The organism is Thermococcus indicus, assembly GCF_006274605.1.
Classification (GTDB): Archaea; Methanobacteriota_B; Thermococci; order Thermococcales; family Thermococcaceae; genus Thermococcus; species Thermococcus indicus.
The window spans coordinates 639,452-658,206 of the sequence record NZ_CP040846.1 but is presented as its reverse complement, the minus strand read 5'-3'; the positions used below and the strand labels follow the sequence as shown (position 1 = coordinate 658,206).

22 protein-coding genes, 1 tRNA gene and 1 rRNA gene are annotated in these 18,755 nt (G+C 57.1%); 9 read left to right on the top strand and 15 right to left on the bottom strand.

What is annotated here, in order from left to right:
- Positions 1 to 9 precede the first annotated feature (9 nt).
- The 3 genes from eif2g to FH039_RS03575 form a co-directional block, all read right to left on the bottom strand.
- Positions 10 to 1,242 (bottom strand): translation initiation factor IF-2 subunit gamma, encoded by a 1,233-nt coding sequence (eif2g, locus tag FH039_RS03585; protein WP_139680237.1) that lies wholly within the window; start codon positions 1,240 to 1,242, stop codon positions 10 to 12.
- Between the two features lie 106 nt (positions 1,243 to 1,348).
- Positions 1,349 to 1,726 (bottom strand): 30S ribosomal protein S6e, encoded by a 378-nt coding sequence (locus FH039_RS03580; RefSeq protein ID WP_139680236.1) that lies wholly within the window; start codon positions 1,724 to 1,726, stop codon positions 1,349 to 1,351.
- A 112-nt stretch (positions 1,727 to 1,838) separates the two neighbouring features.
- Positions 1,839 to 2,153, bottom strand: coding sequence for a DUF3303 family protein (locus FH039_RS03575; protein WP_139680235.1), 315 nt, complete (start codon positions 2,151 to 2,153; stop codon positions 1,839 to 1,841).
- Positions 2,154 to 2,427: 274 nt separating this feature from the next.
- Here FH039_RS03575 and FH039_RS03570 point away from each other — a divergent pair, with 274 nt between their 5' ends.
- Positions 2,428 to 2,598, top strand: coding sequence for a preprotein translocase subunit Sec61beta (locus FH039_RS03570; protein ID WP_058939416.1), 171 nt, complete (start codon positions 2,428 to 2,430; stop codon positions 2,596 to 2,598).
- Here the strand turns inward: FH039_RS03570 and FH039_RS03565 are convergent.
- Positions 2,595 to 3,251 (bottom strand): hypothetical protein, encoded by a 657-nt coding sequence (locus FH039_RS03565; RefSeq protein ID WP_139680234.1) that lies wholly within the window; start codon positions 3,249 to 3,251, stop codon positions 2,595 to 2,597. The two genes, FH039_RS03570 and FH039_RS03565, sit on opposite strands and share 4 nt — an antisense overlap.
- 93 nt (positions 3,252 to 3,344) lie before the next feature.
- Between FH039_RS03565 and engB the strand changes: the two genes are divergently transcribed.
- Positions 3,345 to 3,974, top strand: coding sequence for a GTP-binding protein EngB (gene engB / locus FH039_RS03560; RefSeq protein WP_139681612.1), 630 nt, complete (start codon positions 3,345 to 3,347; stop codon positions 3,972 to 3,974).
- On the opposite strand, the gene FH039_RS03555 is transcribed toward engB, so the two are convergent.
- Positions 3,921 to 4,385: an Lrp/AsnC family transcriptional regulator gene (locus FH039_RS03555; RefSeq protein ID WP_139680233.1), complete on the bottom strand. Its 465-nt coding sequence runs from the start codon at positions 4,383 to 4,385 to the stop codon at positions 3,921 to 3,923. The two genes, engB and FH039_RS03555, sit on opposite strands and share 54 nt — an antisense overlap.
- 255 nt (positions 4,386 to 4,640) lie before the next feature.
- On the opposite strand from FH039_RS03555, the gene FH039_RS03550 reads away from it, so the two are divergent.
- From FH039_RS03550 to FH039_RS03540, 3 genes are read left to right on the top strand one after another with little or no spacing between them, the layout of a single operon-like run.
- Positions 4,641 to 5,708 (top strand): Clp1/GlmU family protein, encoded by a 1,068-nt coding sequence (locus tag FH039_RS03550; protein WP_168188366.1) that lies wholly within the window; start codon positions 4,641 to 4,643, stop codon positions 5,706 to 5,708.
- Between the two features lie 44 nt (positions 5,709 to 5,752).
- On the top strand, positions 5,753 to 6,583 hold the full coding sequence (locus FH039_RS03545; RefSeq protein WP_139681610.1) for a geranylgeranylglycerol-phosphate geranylgeranyltransferase: 831 nt from the start codon (positions 5,753 to 5,755) through the stop codon (positions 6,581 to 6,583).
- A gap of 31 nt (positions 6,584 to 6,614) precedes the next feature.
- Positions 6,615 to 6,995, top strand: coding sequence for a ribonucleoside-triphosphate reductase (locus FH039_RS03540; RefSeq protein ID WP_139680232.1), 381 nt, complete (start codon positions 6,615 to 6,617; stop codon positions 6,993 to 6,995).
- Between the two features lie 45 nt (positions 6,996 to 7,040).
- Here FH039_RS03540 and FH039_RS03535 read toward each other — a convergent pair whose 3' ends face one another.
- The 4 genes from FH039_RS03535 to scpB all read right to left on the bottom strand — a co-directional run bounded on the left by FH039_RS03535 (position 7,041) and on the right by scpB (position 10,082).
- A complete protein-coding gene (locus FH039_RS03535; RefSeq protein ID WP_139680231.1) occupies positions 7,041 to 7,850 on the bottom strand; it encodes an OB-fold nucleic acid binding domain-containing protein in 810 nt (269 codons plus the stop codon).
- On the bottom strand, positions 7,847 to 8,224 hold the full coding sequence (locus FH039_RS03530) for a replication protein RepA (RefSeq protein ID WP_139681609.1): 378 nt from the start codon (positions 8,222 to 8,224) through the stop codon (positions 7,847 to 7,849). The genes FH039_RS03535 and FH039_RS03530 overlap by 4 nt, the downstream gene beginning before the upstream one ends.
- Position 8,225: 1 nt before the next feature.
- Positions 8,226 to 9,299 carry an OB-fold nucleic acid binding domain-containing protein gene (locus FH039_RS03525; RefSeq protein ID WP_139681608.1) on the bottom strand — a complete coding sequence of 358 codons (1,074 nt, stop codon included), beginning with the start codon at positions 9,297 to 9,299 and terminating at the stop codon, positions 8,226 to 8,228.
- A gap of 135 nt (positions 9,300 to 9,434) precedes the next feature.
- On the bottom strand, positions 9,435 to 10,082 hold the full coding sequence (scpB, locus tag FH039_RS03520; protein WP_139681607.1) for an SMC-Scp complex subunit ScpB: 648 nt from the start codon (positions 10,080 to 10,082) through the stop codon (positions 9,435 to 9,437).
- 235 nt (positions 10,083 to 10,317) lie between these two features.
- Here scpB and rrf point away from each other — a divergent pair.
- Positions 10,318 to 10,439: ribosomal RNA gene (gene rrf, locus FH039_RS03515) — 5S ribosomal RNA — on the top strand.
- A gap of 8 nt (positions 10,440 to 10,447) precedes the next feature.
- Positions 10,448 to 10,525: transfer RNA gene (locus tag FH039_RS03510), tRNA-Asp, on the top strand.
- 200 nt (positions 10,526 to 10,725) lie between these two features.
- Here the strand turns inward: FH039_RS03510 and rpiA are convergent.
- From rpiA to psmB, 5 genes are read right to left on the bottom strand one after another with little or no spacing between them, the layout of a single operon-like run.
- Positions 10,726 to 11,409 carry a ribose-5-phosphate isomerase RpiA gene (rpiA, locus tag FH039_RS03505; protein WP_139680230.1) on the bottom strand — a complete coding sequence of 228 codons (684 nt, stop codon included), beginning with the start codon at positions 11,407 to 11,409 and terminating at the stop codon, positions 10,726 to 10,728.
- Positions 11,410 to 11,413: 4 nt separating this feature from the next.
- Complete coding sequence (locus FH039_RS03500) at positions 11,414 to 11,791, bottom strand: hypothetical protein (protein ID WP_338064607.1); 378 nt, start codon at positions 11,789 to 11,791, stop codon at positions 11,414 to 11,416.
- 36 nt (positions 11,792 to 11,827) lie between these two features.
- Positions 11,828 to 13,159: a pyridoxal-phosphate dependent enzyme gene (locus tag FH039_RS03495; protein WP_139681605.1), complete on the bottom strand. Its 1,332-nt coding sequence runs from the start codon at positions 13,157 to 13,159 to the stop codon at positions 11,828 to 11,830.
- A 25-nt stretch (positions 13,160 to 13,184) separates the two neighbouring features.
- Complete coding sequence (locus FH039_RS03490) at positions 13,185 to 15,131, bottom strand: beta-CASP ribonuclease aCPSF1 (RefSeq protein WP_139680229.1); 1,947 nt, start codon at positions 15,129 to 15,131, stop codon at positions 13,185 to 13,187.
- Between the two features lie 10 nt (positions 15,132 to 15,141).
- Positions 15,142 to 15,753, bottom strand: a complete 612-nt coding sequence (gene psmB / locus FH039_RS03485) for an archaeal proteasome endopeptidase complex subunit beta (RefSeq protein WP_139680228.1) — start codon at positions 15,751 to 15,753, stop codon at positions 15,142 to 15,144.
- A gap of 118 nt (positions 15,754 to 15,871) precedes the next feature.
- On the opposite strand from psmB, the gene FH039_RS03480 reads away from it, so the two are divergent.
- Entirely contained in the window at positions 15,872 to 17,035 is a 1,164-nt protein-coding gene (locus FH039_RS03480) for a hypothetical protein (protein ID WP_139680227.1), read from the top strand.
- Between the two features lie 3 nt (positions 17,036 to 17,038).
- Complete coding sequence (locus tag FH039_RS03475; RefSeq protein WP_139680226.1) at positions 17,039 to 17,398, top strand: potassium channel family protein; 360 nt, start codon at positions 17,039 to 17,041, stop codon at positions 17,396 to 17,398.
- A gap of 40 nt (positions 17,399 to 17,438) precedes the next feature.
- Here the strand turns inward: FH039_RS03475 and gdhA are convergent, their stop codons facing one another.
- Positions 17,439 to 18,698: a glutamate dehydrogenase gene (gene gdhA, locus FH039_RS03470; RefSeq protein WP_139680225.1), complete on the bottom strand. Its 1,260-nt coding sequence runs from the start codon at positions 18,696 to 18,698 to the stop codon at positions 17,439 to 17,441.
- Between the last annotated feature and the right edge of the window lie 57 nt (positions 18,699 to 18,755).

Here is an 18,755-nt window from a genome sequence, read left to right as displayed (position 1 = left end):
GAAGAGGGTTCACTCCCTTATGAAGCCGTAGCCTATGAGGCGCCACCTTGAGCCGACCTGCCTGCTGATGGCGACCCTGTCGCCGACTTCCGCGCATATCGGTATCTGGAGCTTGAGCTCGACCTCGTCCTTCCCCAGGCCGGTGACCAGACCCATGGTTCTCGCGGTTCCGACGTTGAGGAGGAGAACCTCGCGCCTCTTTATCGGCTCGACCTTGAGCTCCTCCTCGGTTCCTACAACGCGCTCGAGGAGGTGAACCTCAAGCCTGAGGTCGTCCCAGACCGGCGGGAGCTGGCCGGGCTTTCCGACGACGTTTCCGGCCATCAGGTCGCCCTTGGTGAGGTACGGGTCGAGCTTGGTTCCAACGCCGACCAGACCGCCCGGATAAGCCTCGTCCACGAACTTTCCGCCCGCCTGGAGGGAGGTTATCTCCGTTGTTATCGGCTCGTACTTTATCCTGCCGTGGTCCTCGTAGGGAACGCCGGGGCGAATCTCTATCTCGTCGCCAACCTTGAGCTTGCCCTGGATTATCGAACCTCCGATGACGCCGCCGACGAGCTTCTCGGGCTTGGTTCCTGGCTTGTTGACGTCGAAGCTCCTGAGAACCAGCATCTTGGGCGGCTTGTTGAGGTCGTGCTTCGGGGTCGGTATGAACTCCTCTATCGCCGCGAGGAGAACGTCAACGTTCGCGCCGTGAAGGGCAGAAATCGGGATTATCGGGGCGTTCTCGGCAACCGTACCCTTGACGAACTCCTTTATCTCGTGGTACCTCTCGATGACCTTTTCCCTGTCAACCAGCTCGATCTTGTTGAGGGCTATGACGATGTTCTGATTCCCGACTATCTGGAGGGCCATGAGGTGCTCCCTGGTCTGGGGCATTATTCCCTCGTTGGCGGCTATGACGAGAACCGCGCCGTCCATGAGAGATGCTCCCGCGAGCATGGTGGTCATGAGCGCCTCGTGTCCGGGGGCATCTATGAAGGAAACGCGCCTCTCGAACTCGGTCTCGTGGCCGCAGTACGGGCACACCGGTGAACTTGAATACCTTCCGCAGCTCGGGCACTTCCTCATCTCCGCGTCGGCGAAGCCTATCTTGATTGTGATACCCCTTCTCATCTCTTCGCTGTGGGTGTCGGTCCAGATACCGGTCAGGGCCCTTGTGAGTGTCGTTTTACCGTGATCAACGTGACCAACCATTCCGATGTTAACTTCAGCCTGTCTAAACTCCTTCTTCTTTGCCATCTTCTCACACCCCTAAGATTAGACCGCGGGGACATTTATTAAGGTTACCTCGATGGAGAGAAGTTGAGCGGGATAGAAGAGCAATAAGTTTGGGAAAGGAGGAAGCTCAGAAGACGAGCTTCATGTTGATCTGGACGATCTCGGGGCTGATGGTGTTGCCCCTGACGGTCTTCTTCCTCCTCTCACCCCTCTCCTTGGGCCTGAAGCCGGGGCCCCTGGAGACGAGGATCTTGACCCTCCTCGGGCCGTGGACGTCGGGCCTCATGGCGAAGCCGTCCTTGTCGGTTCCGCCGGTTATCCTGAGCTTGGCATCGCCCGGAATCTCCTCGCCGAATATCTCGGTGAGGTTGAGTCCGAGCTCGCTCGCCGGTATCTCCTCTCCAATCCTCTTTCCTATGAGTCTCTCGGCCTCTTCGCCGCTTATCTCGACCTGCCTGGCTATGCCGTTCTTCGGGTTGGATATAACGAGCTTAAAGGTCGCCATTTCCTCCCACCTCCTATGTCATTAGCGGGATTCATTGGGTAAACCCCTTATCCAGTGAGCGCTGTGGTTTGGCCTTTAAAAAGTTTCCTCCTGAAATTTGAAGGGGTAGAGCTCACCCCTTGCCAAGACGGTGGATCCAGTACCACAGCCTCACGGTGTACTCAACCGTTGGCGGATAGCTCTGAACGATCTCGGTAATCTCCATGTTCTTCTTGAAAGTTGGTGTCTCTATGTTTTCGAGGAGCTTCTCGAGGGCCTCCCTGTCTGGGGCATTCCATATTGTGTAGCCGCCGCCGTCGAAGTTGTACGATGCCACGAACTCGAAGCCTTCCGGGAGCTTGACCTTACTGAAGAAGTCAGCAGCTTCCTTTGCCGCCACGATGGCCTCTTCATCCGACCAACGGTGGGTGACTAGGAACATCGCCATACTAACACCCCCAAATATTGACAAAATTTCATACGTTTTTGCCAGACGGAGCGCCGCTGGGTGAGAAGGGTCGCTGGCTTCCGGGCGCTCCGGTTGGGATTCACCCAGACAGAACCTGCTGTTTGGATGCTCGTCCTTATATTATATAAACATTGTCATCAAAAATCTTGATGTTTGCAAACTATACTCCGGCATGGGGCGGGACTCCCGATGCCACCAATCACAACTTTTTTATATATTGGAGAACCCTACCTCCTTTAAGAGGTGAGAGAAAATGGCAAAGGAGAAGACCACACTTCCCCCGACCGGTGCCGGTCTCATGAGGTTCTTCGACGAGGACACCAGGGCGATAAAGATAAGTCCGAGGGGCGTCATTGCGGTGACGCTCATACTCGTGGCCCTGGAGATACTCCTGCACGCCTTTGGCCCGCAGCTCTTCAGCTAAATGAAGCTCGTCTTCTTTAATCCCCTTGCGTTCAGCTCTTCGTTGATTATTCCCCTAACAACTTCCTCCAGCTGGGTCTGCAGGAGCCTGTCAACGTCCTCTTTTATCTTGTCTATGTCGTGCCTGAGGCCCTCCAGGAGCCGTATGTATTCCTTGGCCATCTCAAGCTGGCCCTCCTGCCTCACCAGCTGCTCCTTGAGGTGCTCGAAGTCCTCCTTCATTATCTGTAGCTTCCTGAGCTCGCGCTGGAGCTCGTCCAGCTGCTTGGTCTGACCATAGTTCTCCTCCCTGAGCTTTTCAATGGCCTTTTCCTTGGCTTCGAGCTCCCGCACCAGGGCGTTGTACTCCTCGGCTATCTGGTTGAGCCTCTCGATCTCCCTGAGGGGCGGGACTTTGCCGTTTCCGAGGATTATGACGTCAGGACCAACGTTGACTATATCGCTCGGTCTTATCTTGAGCTTCCTCTCGCTGGAGAACATGCTCTGGCCCTTACCGAGGTTCTCCACTTCCTTCATCTTGAGGATGAAGTAGAACTGGTCGCCCTCAACCTCGACGTTTATATCGGTGACATAACCCAGTATCTTCCCATCCGTCAGGGATATGACGAATTTGTTGATGAGCTGGTTGGCTTTAGCTTCACTACCCTCTACCATAAAACACCACCGGAGTGACTTGTACCTTGGCATACTTAACTTTTCCGCCAAGGCTTATAAGGCGAAAGAACTTCATCGCTTACGGTGAGAGGGATGATAATATTCGTGGGACGTTCGAACGTTGGCAAGAGCACGCTCATCTTCCGCCTGACCGGCAAGTGGGTCAAGAGGGGCAAGAGGCCGGGGGTTACCAGGAAGCCGGTGGAGATAAACTGGCGCGGAAAGCTGGTGGTGGACATGCCCGGCTTCGGCTTCATGAGCGGCGTGCCGAAAAGGGTTCAGGAGAGGGTGAAGGACGAGATAGTTCACTTCATCGAGAACAACGCCGAGGGGATAGAGCTGGCGGTTCTGGTTGTTGATGGCAAGGCTGCCCCGGAGATAATAGAGCGCTGGGAGAAGCGCGGGGAGATACCGATAGACGTGGAGTTCTACCAGTTCCTGAGGGAGCTGGGGATTCCGGTGATAGTCGCGGTCAACAAGATGGACAAGATAAGGAACATCCAGAAGACCATAAACTTTCTCGCCGAGAAGTTCGGCGTCCCCTACGTCGAGGTGCCCGAGACGTTCATACCGATATCCGCCAAGTTCGGAAAGAACCTCCTTGAGCTGAGGAAGCTCATGGAGAAGAAGCTTGGGGAGGGCAGGAAGCGGCCCTCCACGGAAACGGAGTCAGAGAACCTCGAGAACGATGTGGGTGATGGTCTCCTTGACGCCGTCGAGTGAGGATATCTCCTCGAGTATCTCATCGAGGCGGGTCTTGTCTGCCTCAACGATGAGGTCTATGTCGCCGGTGACGCGGTATATCTTCTTTATTTTGAGCTTCTTTATCGCCTCGTAAACCTGCCTCCTCTTCGTGGGCTCTATTCTCACGAACACAAACACATCGCCCTTCTTCTCGCCGAGAAGGTCAAGGGCCCTGTCGGTTAGGTCTATGAAGCCCCTCCCGGTTCTTATGTAGCCGAGTTCTTTAAGCACCTTAAGGTGGTTGCTGAGGGCCTGTCTGGTTATCCCGAGTTCGTCCGCAAGCTCGTCCTGGGTCTTCTCAACGGTGTGGACCTCTATGGTCTTGCCCTCCTCGTGGAACTTCCTGAGCAGTTTGATCTGCCTCGGGGTAAGGGTGGCCTTCTCCTCCATTTTTAAACCTCCTTTTGCATGATTCTTATTTACACATTTATTAAACCAACGATTTTCCAGGCCAATGTCAAATTTTTGTTGGCCTATATTCTGTGGCATATAACATATCTTATAAGTCTTTTCATTGTACATGTTCTGACCTTTCCTTCTCGGGCTTCGTATCCCAGCCGGGGTCGTTGGCTCCCCTTCGAGATTCTGGGTCGTTTCCGGATGTGCCGCAGTTATCTTTTTAATTTCTCTTTCCAACCTGCTCCCATGAACAAGGCGGGATACACCACGGATGTCCCTGAGGATCGTTTTGTCCTTCTCGATGAACTGTCCTCCAGAGACCGACCCCTTCGGGTTATGCTCGTTGGGGGAACCGACAGCGGCAAGACGACGCTCCTCACGTTCCTGGCCAACGGCCTGGTTGAAAGGGGTCTTAGGGTCGCGATTGTGGACAGCGACGTTGGTCAGAAGGGAATCCTCCCGCCAGCGACGGTCAGCCTTGCCTTCGTAGACGGGCCGTTCTCCAGTCCGAGCGAGCTCGAGGGCTTTGCTCACTACTTCATAGGGACGACCACCCCCGGCCAGTACATCGGTGAGATGGCGGTGGGGGTTAAGAGGCTCACGGACATCGCCGCTGAAAAGGCGGACGTCGTCCTGATAGACACTACCGGCTTCGTCACGGGAACGGGGGCCGAGCTGAAGCGCCTCAAAGCCGAACTCGTTAGGCCGGACCTCATCGTTCTGCTTGAGCGGGCTGGGGAGATGGAATACCTGCGAAAGGTCCTCGCCCCGTACGGTGAAGTCGTCACTCTCTCTGTCAGCCCCGCCGCGAGGGAACACTCCCGCCGGGAACGCAGGGAGGTCCGGCGGGAGAAGTGGAGGGCATACTTTTCGGACTCCCAGACCGTTGAGGTGGATCTGACGAAGGTGATTCCTGGGGGCACGGAGCTCTTCCGCGGCAGGCCCCTGAAGGGGGAAGAGCGCGAACTGCTCTCCACGCTCTTCAAGTGGCTCGTGGTGGCCGGGTGGAAGGGGGAGCACTACACCGTCGTCAAGGTCGATGCGGAGGGCTTTTCGAGGCAGTACGCCCGCCATTCCCTCCACGCCATAGATTTTGAGAGACTGAGCAACCTTCTCGTGGGTTTCATAGATGGGAAGGGGCTCTGTATGGGCGTTGGCATACTGAAGTGGATAAACTTCAGCGGAATGAAGGCTCAGGTCCTCACCCCCCTATCCCAGGAAGAGGTGGAGAATGCGGCAGAACTGCGCTTTGGCCGTATACAGGTGCTTGAAAACGGTGAGGAACTTGGTCTCCTCAGGCGGGAGGAGCTGTAGCAAAGATTTTTAAGTCAATAACCTAATCGAATTAGGTGAGCCTAATGGAATTCAAGGCCTTCATCGAGATAACCCGGCCCCACAACTGTGCCCTGGCCGGAGTGGTGGGTATCCTTGGGTCGATCGTGGCGGTTGGTCACCTCCCCGACGCCCTGACGACGGCCCTTGTCTTCCTAGTGGTCACCCTGGGGTGCGCCGGGGGCAACACCATAAACGACTACTTCGACTACGAGATAGATAAAATAAACCGCCCTGACAGGCCGCTCCCCAGGGGCGCCATGGACAGGAGAACGGCGCTTCACTACTCCCTGCTGCTCTTCGCGGTGGGGCTGGTGCTGGCGTACATGATAAACGTCTACGCCTTCCTGCTGGCCCTTGTGGCGTACGCCGCCATGTTCCTCTACGCCTGGAAGCTCAAGCCTCTGCCCTTCGTCGGCAACCTTGTCGTTGCGGCCCTGACCGGTGCGACGCCGCTTTACGGTGCGGTCTCCGTTGAGCACCTCGGCCTGGCCGGCTACCTGGCGGTGTGCGCTTTCCTGGTGAACGTGGCGCGCGAGGTTATAAAGGATATCGAGGACGTTGAAGGTGACCTTGCGAAGGGTGCCAGGACCCTGCCCATAGTGTGGGGGAAGAGGAACGCGGCCTACCTCGGTGCGGCCTTCGCGGTGCTGACGGTGGTGGCCTCTTTCCTCCCGATAACGGCGGGGGTCGGTCTCGGCTACTACGCGATGGTGCCGGTTGACCTTGTAATCCTCTACGCAGCATACCTCATACTTCGCTCCCAGGATAGGGAGGCGGCCCACAGCTCCCAGAAGCTGCTGAAGGTGAGCATATTCCTCGCCGTGATGGCTTTCCTGATTGCGGCGCTGGTCTGAACCATGAGAAACAAAACTGGAGGTGAAGTTCATGGAGTTTAAGGATGAACTCTCACGTGCGCTTGAGGGGGACGGTCTCTGGACCGTCGTTACGTTCAAAACGCCTCACGGGCCGGGGGTGACCCTTGAGAAACTCGTTGAGGCTGTGGAGAGTGCCGGCTGGAGCGTTACGTTCAGGGCCAACTGGTGGACCGCGGACATACCCTACGGCCTCGCCAGGCTGGATCTCAAAAAGGGGAACAGGGAGAAGATACTCCTCGGCAAGTGGATTCTCGGCTCGAGCTGCGAGCTGATAAGGCTGGAGAACATGGCCCTTGAGAAGGGCCGCGACGAGTTCTTCCGCATGGTGGACAGCATAACCTCGACGCTCATCCACGACCCGGTCATAAGGACGATGAGGGAGCAGTACTGACTCCCGCTTCTTCTATTTTCCGGGAGAACTAAAAAGAGAAAGAGCTCACAGCGGCTCGTAGTAGCCTATCTCCGGCTCGTATATCTCCCCATCCGCGAGGAGCTGGGTGATTGCGTCCTCGATGAGCTCCTCATCGAAGTCGGAGGAGAGCTTCTTGACGATGAACTTGTGGGAGAGCGCCTTGCCCTTCTCCTGGAGCAGATTGAGGACTGCTTTCTTAGCTTTCTCGAGCTCAGGGTTCTCCTCTTTGGCCTCTTCGGCTTCGATGATTTCCTCCTCTTCAAACAGAGCTTCCTCCGTGCTCCTCTGCTCAAGCATCATGGTGTAGAGCTCGTCTATCGTTATCAGCATCTCCTCGCTCACGCCCCGGTTCTTGGCGATGACCTTTGCCTTCGCGGTGATGCCGTACTTGTCGTATATCTCAAAGGCTATTCTGGCCTTCTTTGCGTGCTCAACCTTCTCTTTGAGGGTCTCGAAGCGGTGGAGTATCCACATGTTGGGCTCGACCCTGGTTATTCCTTCAACGAGTATCTGCTTGTCCTCACGCCACTCCCCGACCTTTCCGATTATCTGCACGAGGTCGCCCTTCTTCACGAGCCTCACAAAGCGCGTGTCGTCGCGGAAGCCGAGAACCCATATCGTTCCGGTCCCGTCGTCGATCTGGAGCTTGCCGTAGGTCTCGTCCTCGCTTATCACCGGCTCGCGGACGACCGTGGCGACAACCTTGACGCGGTAAACCTTTCGGGCGTCCTTGGTTATCAGGTAGTTCGGCTCGAAGTCGCCCTCACTCCTGACGTAGTAGCCGTCGATGATGTCCCTGATATAGACCCTGCTCGCTGGCAGGCGCTTCTTCATATCTCCTCACCCCCGAAGAACTCCACGATGCCCTCAACCCTGGGCAGAACCTTTCTTTCGAGCTCCCTTATCTCCTCCAGGGCCTCCAGGTCGGCGTTGCTGAAGTCCTGAACGACCTCGCCGTAGATGTGGGTTTCCTCCTCGTTCCTTATCACGCGCCCTATGACCCTGACCACCTGGCCCTCCGCGGGGAGGACGTTCTCCTCGCTCTCTATGAGTATGACGCCGGTTCCGTCGTCGAGCCAGAAGGTGTAGTCCATCTTGTCGACCTTAAACGCCCTGCCGATGAGTGAAATCCTCGTATCGTCGTCGCGTATCTCGCCTATCTTCCTCTCGACGGCGGGCTTTCTGCGCCTGAACCTGACTTCCTCCATTTCACTCACCACCCTCAAGCTCCGTTATGGCCCTCTTCAGCTCGGCCCTCACCCTGGCTATCTCGCGCCTCGGATCGACCTCGTCCCAGCCGAAGGCCTTCAGTATGAGTCCCAGGAACTTGTCGTCCACGACGTTGCCCCTGACGACTATCTCCCTGCCCAGCAGGTAGTAATACTCGTCCTCCGCGAGCTTTCTTCCGGCTTCCCTGAGGGTCAAACCGCTCTCAACAAGCTCCCTGAGCTTCTCAGCTATCTCCTCTGGGTCCCGGCCTATCAGCTCCGCGGCATCGTCTCCGAACAGGGTCGTCCTTATGTAACCGCTCGAGTCGTCGAGGCCGAAATCCACTATGGTTATCTTCGTGGGCTTCACCTCGCCGTGCTCCGGGCATATCCAAGACTCCGTGGTCGGGTCGTAGTCCACCTTCCTCCTGCACTGCGGGCAGGCGTCGTAGACCGTCACGCGGTAGAGCCTCGCCACGGTTCCGCGAACCTCGACGAACTTCTCCCCTCCCATTAGCTCGCCTATCTTCCTCCTCTGATAGTTGTAGCTCCTGACCTCCTCGAGCGGGGGTATCTCATCGGCCCTCGGATCCTCCGGGTTCGGGATTATCCTCGTCCTGAAGTTGGCGTGGAGTTCTATCCCGTTCCTGCCTTCCCTCACGCCGGGGTCGATTATTTTGATGATATCTCCTGGGTTGAGCTCGCTGTAGTACTTGGTGATGAGGCTGTCCCAGAGAACGAGCCTTGCCTTGCCCGTTGAGTCGTAGATTATGAGGTTAGCCACGTGGCCGGTTGAGCCGTCCCTCTTCTTGTACTCCCTCGGCGGGTACTTCCTCATTATCCTCGCAACGACGTTAACGCCGGTCATTCCGGGCACGAGGTCGGCTATGTGGAGGAGCTCCTCCCTTCCCTCAAGGTTAACCCCGAGCTCCTCGGCAAGCACAACCGCCGCGGCGTGCTCTGAAATGCCATCACGGACCGCTATCTGGGATATTTTTTCCTCGATTTCATCCCTCGAAAGGCCCTTCTGCCCTTTGATCATCTCGATAATCTGCTCCTTTGTCAGTACTCCCATAACACTCACCTTAATGGTAATTGTGGGTTCGGGTATTTAAACCTTTCTCCAAACCCCCTCCTGAAGGGATTTTTCGAGAAACAGGCCCTGTTTTCTCCCAGTGGGTGGAAATAGGGGGATTTAAGGGCCAAGGGCTCATTCCTCAGCCTCAGGAACCGTTTCGCCACCGCCGGATTCTCCGACCCCCGCGACTTCACCCGGACTTTCTTCGGATTCCCCGGACTCTTCATTGCCCCTCCCGTCGAGCTTCGCTATGAGGTCGCTGTACTCCGCGTGAACCACCTTCCTGAAGGCCTCTTTGATTATGTTGGGGTCGTTCTCGGGGAATCCGTAGAGCTCGGCGAACTTCGGCGTCGTTCCGAGGAGCTTCGTCCGCTCGTACGGCTCTGCATAGATGAGCCCCATCTCCAGGAGCTTCCTTATGTGCTCGTACGCCTGGCTCCCGCGGAGCTTTACCACCTTGCTCTGCTCTATCGGCTGGAGATAGGCTATGAGAGCGAGGGTTTTCAGCTCGCCCGTCCGTAGGTCCGGTCTGGGCATCAGATGGACGACGCGCTGACTGTACTCCTGCTTCACCTGCATAACGTACTTGTCCCCCAGAACTCTGACGACCTCTATGGCGCTCTTTCTCTCGGTATACTCGGCCGCTATAAGCTCGATTAGCTTCTCCAGGTAGTCGAGTGACCTTATACCGAGCGCCCTTGAGAGCTCCTTGACGCTCAATGGCCTTCCAGAAACGAATAGGGCCGCTTCCACGAGTGCCTTGTCTTCGAGCAGTCCCATTACTATCACCCCTGTTCCGCCATCTTGGGTGTGGAGGTATATAGGGTTTACCTTCCGGGCCCTTCCTTTAACCCGATGGGTGTCGGCTGAATCTGCCCTCCATCGTGAAGGGATTTTGGGAAATCCGCAGGGCCCTCCCTGAACATCACAGGTGCGTGGTGTTGAAAAACATCCAGCCGTGGCCCTGTGACTAAACCGTAAAATTTATAAACCCAAGTCTGGAGGTCAATAGCGGTACGGCGGTCATAGCGGCGGGGTCACACCCGGTCTCGTTTCGACCCCGGAAGTTAAGCCCGCCAGCGATCCCGGGAGTACTGCCCTCCGAGAGGGGGCGGAAAACCGGGAACGCCGCCGGCCACTCAAACGCCCGGGTGGTGTAGCCAGGCCCATCATACGGGACTGTCACTCCCGTGACTCGGGTTCAAATCCCGACCCGGGCGCCATACAAAATTTTGCACCACCATAGTTCGGCTTGAGAGGGCTCTTTTTCAGTGCACACTTGGAATGGCTTCTTTTGGACGTGTTTTAGGGCCAGACTTTGAGAATGAACCCTTCGGGAATGCCTCCTCAAAAGCACAAACCGTTCCGTTAACTCCCCGTGACGGGTTTAATCCCTGAAGAACCAGAACAGAAAAGAAAAACCTCAGCGCTCGAGCCTCTTGATGCCTTCTCTCGTGCCAACGAGGACTATGTCGGCTATGTCCGCGAAGATGCCGTTCTCAACGACGCCCGGGATGTTGTTGAGCTCTATCTCAAGGTCAAGAGGGTCGTCTATGCGGTGGAACCTGGCGTCGAGGATGAAGTTGCCATTGTCCGTAACGACCGGCCCGTCCTTCTTGCTCGCTATCCTCAGCTCTGCCGTCGCGTTGAAGACCTCTATCTCCTCGGCTATGGCGCGCCAGGCTGCTGGGATGACCTCGATGGGAACTGGAACCTTCTGGCCGAGCCTCTCGACGAGCTTGCTCTCGTCAACGAGGACGAGGAAAGTCCCTGCCCTGTACTCGATTATCTTCTCCATGGTGAGGGCAGCGCCGCGGCCTTTGATGAGGTTGAGGTGGGGATCAACCTCGTCGGCGCCATCGACGGCTATATCGATCGCATCGACCTCGTCCAGGCCGACAACGGGAACACCGTTCTCGAGGGCGAGGAGCCTGGCCTGATAGGAGGTGGGGACGCCGTAGACGTCCTCAAGTTCCTCTTCCATGATGAGCTTGCCGAGGTACTCTATGAAGTAAGCGGTGGTCGAACCCGTGCCGAGGCCGACTATCATGTCGTCCTCGATGAACTTCAGCGCCTCCTTCGCGACGGATCTTTTGAGTTCCTCCATAGGATCACCCCACCGGAGTCAGGTTACAGGTCACGGTGGCGTTTCCGTTCACCACCATCTTGTACAGCAGGCTCTGATTGGAGTAGCACTGCGGGGTAAAGCCGACCATGAGTGAATAGCTGAGCATCATGAAGTAGAGCCAGAACAGCGCCCAGCCCCAGAAAGCCTTCTTGAGCACTGCCCTCTCATCCGGTATCTCTGGCGGCAGTCCCTTGATGACCGCGAGCACGAACCTGTCGATGACGAAGTACAGGGCCAGGCCTATGAGCCACCCGTACTGTATCTTGGCCGCGGCCATTCCACTGATTAGCCCCGTGATGATCCCCCATAGATAAACCGTGAGTGAAAATTTATGCTCGATGGCCAGTTTCACATTCTTCACCTACGACTAGCTTTTAAAAGGGGCTTTAAAACCTTTCTACCCGAGGGTCTCGAGGAACCTCCTGCCCCTCTCCGTCAGCCCGTAATAGACCCGTCTCCCCTTTCTGTGGGTCTCCTCGATAAGCCCCATGCTCTCGAGCTCGCGCAGATGCTGGTAAACGGCCTGGTACTTGAGCGGCTTCTCCAGTGACTCCCATATCTCATAGCCGTACATGCTCCTCCCGCTCAGCAGCTTCAGTATCTCGAGCTTGGTTCCGCCGACGCTGAACTTCTCCCTGCTCTCGGAGTAATGCCCTTTGAGGCCTGAACTTGTCACTATAAGGGCTATCCTGTCGTCACGTTCGAAATAATTCTCCTCCGCCAGTTTGAGGAGTGCCGGGACGATAACCGAGGAGGCGTACTCCGCGAATATCCCCTCCCCTGCAAGGAGCCGCTGCCCCAGGTCAAGCTCGTCCTCGCCGACGAGAACAGCGGTCCCCCCACTGGCGTGTATAGCATCCAGGGCGAGCTCTTTCATGACGGGGCTCTTCACATACAGGGCCAGCGCCTTGGTCAGCTCGGCCCGCGGCTCAACGCCCAGCACCTCGCTTGCTATGGGGGAGCACTTCTCGGCCTGAACGGCGATCAGTTTCGGCATCTCTTCAACCGCACCCACCGCGATGAGCTCCCTGAAGCCTTTGTAGATGCTGTAGAGGTTGCTGCCGCTTCCGGTCGGGACTATCACGTGCGTCGGGTTCAAATCCTCCCAGAGCTCGAAGGCCAGCGTTTTCTGCCCCTCCAGACCGACGAGGTTGCTCTCGGGGGTGACGTTGTAGAGTCCCTTGCCCTCCGCGAGCCCCTCCGCGTAGCTTATGCCCTCGTCCACGCTCTCCCCGTATCTTATGATCTTCGCCCCGAGGGCCACTATCTGATTGAGCTTGCCCTGCTCCACGAGCTTTGGCACGACGGTGTAGGCGGGTCTGCCAGCCCTTGCGGCATACGCGGCAAGGGAAGCTGCCGCGTTCCCATTGCTCGCCACCACAAAGCCGTTTTCTGCGTGAGGGAGGCCATAAGAGACTGCGACAGTCGCGAGACGGTCCCTGAAAGAGCCGGTGGGGTTCCTGGTCTCGTCCTTGATGAAGACGTTGAGTCCAAGCTCGCGGCCGAGTTTGGCCCTTATGAGGGGCGTGCCCCCCTCCCGAAGGCTCACGACCTCGGGGACGTCCGGCAGAAGCTCCCTGTATCTCCAGACGCCCGGTTCACGGTTCCGCCACCTGGAAGGATCAACTTTCTCGTAATCGTAGGATATCTCCAGACGCTCCCCGCAGGAGCAACTCGGGGGAATAAGGGAAGAATAGAGGCGCCCGCAGCTAGGACAGCGGACCTTCATTTTCACCACTTCTCAATCCTGGCCCTCACTTGAGCCTTATGGCGTCGAGGTTGTTCGGAGCGCGCGTTGAGAGGCCGAACTTCTTGTGTATGCTCGTGCTGAGGTCGAGGCACTTGTGGGCCTCGCCGTGGACGGTTATGACGCGCTCCGGCCTGGGCCTTAGGCGGGCTATGTAGCTTATGAGCTCCCTCCTGTCGGCGTGACCGGAGAAGCCGTCTATGGTGTGAACCTCCATGTTGACGTTGACTACCTCCGTCTTTCCGCCCTCTCCGACGAGTGGTATCTCGCGGAGGCCGCGCTGCACCTGCCTTCCGAGGGTTCCCTCCGCCTGGTAGCTCACGAAGACCATGCTGTTCTTCGGATCCGAGGCGAGCTGCTTGAAGTACTCGACGCTCGGTCCGCCGACGAGCATGCCCGAGGTGGCTATGATTATGGCCGGCTCGCCGGAGTCTATGATGTCCTGCCTCTCGCGTGAGTTGGCTACGCTCTTGAATATCGGGTTGAGGAACGGGTTGTAGCCCTCGTGGAATATCTGCTCGCGCAGGTGCCTGCTGAGGTACTCTGGATAGGCGGTGTGTATGGCAGTCGCCTCCCATATCATACCGTCCAGGTAAATCGGAACCTCGAGGCCGCCTATCCTTGCGTACTCCTCGAGTACCATCATTATCTCCTGCGCCCTACCGACGGCCATGGCTGGAATGAGCACCTTTCCGCCGCGCCTGATGGTCTGGTGGATGACCTCTATGAGCCTCTTCTCCGCCTCCTCCCTGGGCATCTGGTAGTCGTTGCTTCCACCGTAGGTGGACTCCATGACGAGGGTCTCAAGGCGCGGGAACCTGCTCACTGCCGGTTCGAAGAGCCTGGTCGGGATGAACTTGAAGTCGCCGGTTATGGCTATGTTGTGGAGCCCGTTGCCTATGTGGAGGTGCACTATGGAAGAGCCGAGTATGTGGCCGGCGTTGTGAAGGGTAAGCCTCATGTCGGGGGCTATGTCCCTAACTTCACCGTAGTCGAGGGTTATCGTGTGCTTTATGACCTCTTTGATGTCCCTCGGCCTGTAGAGGGGCTCGACACCGTTCATCTTCTGAATCTCGATGAAGTCCTGCTGGAGGAGAACCATCAGGTCTCTCGTCGGGGGGGTCGTGTATATCGGCCCGTCGAAGAGCTTGTAGCGGAAGAGGTAGGGCAGCATTCCGCTGTGGTCAAGGTGGGCGTGGGTTATGATGATGGCATCCAGGAGGCCCGCGTCGAGGACGTAGCGGAACTCCGGGGCCTCAAAGTGCGGGAAGGCCTTTTTGGGGTCGCGCATAGCTGCTATGTTGACACCGAAGTCAACCAGAACGTAGCTCTCGTTGGTCTGGACAAGGAGGGCACTTCTTCCAACCTCACGGAAGCCTCCCAGACCGGTTATGCGTATCCAATCGCTCTTGACCTCCGGCTTGCGGTATATGTTCCTGCCCGCCTGGCGGAGGAACTTTCTCCTGTCCTTCGCCTCCGCCTGGAGTATCTGCCTTATCGAGTAGATGGTCTGGCTCTGGAGCGGAGGGGTTCTGACGACCCTCGGCGCCCAGTGAACCTTCTGGGTTATGAGCCTCAGGGTTTCGCCGTTCTTCCCGATAACCAGACCCGGCTTCTTGGCCTCTATGATGACCTCACCGACGGACGGGTCGAAGCTTATGTTGGTTATCTCCGCCTCTGCCGGAACCAGGGCCTTTATCATGTCCTCCGCCTTTTCCGGTGGGAGGAGAACATCCGGGTCGGGGCGGACGCTTATGCGCTTTTTAAGAACCTTGGCGAGGTTCTTTATCAGTTCCCCGTCCCGCATTATAGCCTCCGGGTTCTTGACGTATATGACCAGCTCGGGACCCTCGAACTCAACGTCGGTTATCCTTGCCTCTGGCGGAACCATCTGGCTTATTACAGCTTTTATGTCGCGTAGTATATCCTCGACGAAGGTCTCTCTTCTTATCACCGGTATCACCTCATTCCAGAAGACCCTTCAGTTCCTCCTCGCTCCATTCTTTGTATCCTTCATCCGTGACGGTAACGAGTGTAACTCCACCGCCAGTGAAGACGTCCCTCCTGGTGGCGGCTTTTATTGCCTTGAGCGCGAGCTTAACGCCCTCTTCCAGAGTCATCTCCTCCTTAAACTCCGCCTCAAGTATCGAGAAGGCGAATTCCATGCCCGAGCCGGCGGCCGTGAACCTGTCCTCGGTAACCCCGCCGGCCATGTCCACCGAATAAAGCCCGGGCTTTCCGGTGTGGCCCGCTACGAGAAACCACCCAAAGTACGGCATGAACCTGCTCCCGTGAAGCACGTTAGAAGTCAGGGTCGCGAGGGCCTTAACGCTCATCTCCTTACCCACCTTGGCCCGGTAGAGTTTGGCCTCGGCCCTCAGAAGCCTGACGAGGCTGAGAATATCGCCGACGCTGCCGGCACCGGCCAGGACCAGGTGGTCGTCTATCCAGAAGACCTTGGTAACGTTCTCTGAGAGCACCATGTTGCCCAGCGATGCCCTTCTGTCCGCTGCCAGGACTACGCCGTCCTTACATACAATGCCGACCGTAGTCGTTCCCTTTAGCTTTTCAGTCAATTACAACACCCCTGCTGGTATGTTTTTAGAACAGAAGAACCCCTACAACGCCATTTTAGGGGAATAGTATTTAAAGGTTTCGTCCAAAATGGCCCTTTAGATGCAGCGGGGTGGTGAAATGAAAGAGATAATACTCCTAACCGGGCCGCCCCTCAACGGGCGCGACGAGTACATAACCAAGGCGCTGAAGCTCGCCGACGGGGAGAGCTACGCCTACTACCACGTCTTCGACTACATCAGGGAGGTCGGAAAGGAGCTGGGCGTCAAGATAACGAGGAAGAACGTCCTCGACTTCGCCATAAGCCACCAGGATTTGATGAACGAGATACGGGACGAGGCCTTCAATAGAATAAGAAAGGAGATAGACGAAAGCGGGGAAAAGTTCCATCTCGTTTCAACGCCGAGCCTCTTCCGCTGGGGAAGTGGAAGCGTCATAGGATTCACCACCAGCAATCTGAAGCTTCTGAGGCCGAACCGTGTGATAATAGTCCTCGACGACGTCCTATCGGTCAGAAGGCGCATCATCAACGACCCGGAGTGGTTCGAGCGCTTCGGCGAGAATCCAGAGAACATAAAGCTGACGACCCTCGTCATGTGGCGCGAGGATGCGATAAACCACGTCAAGACCCTGATACACGAGCTGAAGAAGGAAGGCATTGAGGTCCGCTACATCCTCCAGTTCGGCATAAGACACCCCTACGGGGTCTTCCTCGACCTGATATTCCACGAGGCCGAAAAACCGCTCGTCTATCTCAGCTACCCCATGACCGGCCACGAGGAGGAGTACTACCACCGCGTCAGGGGCTTCTACGACAAGCTGAGCGAGCACTTTACCGTCCTGGACCCTGGTGCACTGGACGACTGGTGGGTCGTTGCTGAATACGACGCCCAGGTCAACAGAGACCCCACAATAACGCGCATCAGAATCAAGCACCTCCTGGACGGCGAACAGGTGGAGGAGCTTGACAGGGGGGATATAGAGCAGGCGACCGACATCCTCAGGCGCCAGCTCGTCGAGAGGGACTTCAACCTCGTCGATGTCAGCAAGGCCATAGCGGTTTACCACTACGCGGAAGGCGTTTCCGCCGGCGTTATCAGCGAGATGGCGGAAGCGTACAGAACGCTTGCTGCCATATACCTCTACTATCCGTTCGAGCGCCGCCCAAGCCCGTTCATGGAGTTCTACGGCATGCAGAACCCCTCGCGGAGGACGATGTTCCGGGACGAGGACGAGATGATAAGGGCTATGGTTGAGGAGAAGGAGTACTGGGCGAAGGTGTGAGCCATGGGGGAGCTGGACGACCTTGAGGTCGAGCTCGTGAGCTTCCGCACTTTTTTCCATGAATTTTTGAGGGTCCTCTACTACGTCAAGGGCATACTCCTCGGCCTGTTTGGGACGATAGCGCTCTTCGGAGTGCTACTCTCGTTCTGGGAGAAGATGCCCCTCGGAAGCGGTGTTTACCTTGCGTTCATAACAGCATTCACGGTGGGCTACGGTGACATGACCCCTCAAACTCCCTGGGGAAAGCTCGTCTGTGCCGTTGTTCTCCCGATACTGGGAATGGTGCTTACGGGTGTCATGGTGGCGGCCGCGGTTCAGGCCATCGGAAGGCTCTACAAGATGACACCTCAGAAACAGAGGTGATGTTAAGAGCAGAGGGGAGTAAGAGAAAAGGGAGAAGAAATCACTTCTTCACCCATCCGCGGTGCTTCATGGCGTCGTAGACCCTCTGGACTGAGACGACGTAGGCGGCATCCCTCATCGGGATGTTCTTCTCCTTGTGGGTGTTGTAGACGTCCCAGAAGGCCTTGGTCATCTTGTCGTCGAGCCTCTTCCTAGTCTCCTCGACGGTCCAGTAGAAGCCGTTGATGTTCTGGACCCACTCGAAGTAGCTGACGGTAACACCGCCGGCGTTACAGAGGAAGTCCGGTATGATGAGGACGCCCTTCTCGTGGAGGATCTCGTCGGCCTCCGGGGTGGTCGGACCGTTGGCGAGCTCGGCGACGATCTTGGCCTTGATCTTGTCGGCGTTGTCCTTGGTGATGACACCCTCGATGGCGCTCGGGGCGAGGACGTCGACTTCGAGCTCAAGGAGCTCTTCGTTGGTGATGTTGGTGGCTCCCGGGAAGTCCTTAACGCTGCCGTTCTTCCTCTTCCACTCAAGGACCTCATCGGCGTTGAGGCCGTCCGGGTTGTAGATGCCGCCCTTGCTGTCGCTGACGGCGACGACCTTCATGCCGTACTCCTCACTCATGATCTTGGCCATGTAGTAGCCGGCGTTACCGTAACCCTGGATGGCGATGGTCTTGTCCTTGAGGTCCATGCCGAGGGCCTTGGCGGCCTCACGGACGGTGAAGGCAGCGCCCCTGGCGGTGGCGTCCATCCTGGCGACGATACCGCCAACTCCGGGCGGCTTACCGGTGATGATACCGAAGCTCGGGACCTTCCTCCTGCTGATGACCTCGTACTCGTCCATCATCCAGGCCATGATCTGCGGGTTGGTGTAAACGTCAGGAGCCGGAATGTCGGTGTACGGGCTGATGACGTCGTAGATGGCCCTTATGTAGTTCCTGGCGAGCCTCTCCTTCTCCCTCTCGCTGAGCTCCTTCGGGTTAACGATGATACCACCCTTACCTCCACCGTAGGGGAGGTCAACAACGGCAACCTTCCAGGTCATCCAAGTGGCGAGGGCCTTAACGGTGCTGAGGGTCTCGGCCGGGTGCCACCTTATACCACCCTTGGTCGGACCGCGGGCCCAGTTGTGCTGAACGCGGAAACCGGTGAAAACCTTAACAGAACCGTCGTCCATCTCGAGCGGAACTGAGACCTCAACAATCCTCATGGGCTTCTTGAGCCACTCGAGGGCCTCTTCGCTTATGTCCATGAACTGGGCAGCCCTCTCGAGCTGCTGAACGGCCATCTCAAAGGGGTCAATCTCGACCATCTTTACCACCTCAGGTTTCGCTGACCTCCTCCCCGCTGTGGAATGCGGTTCGGTTTG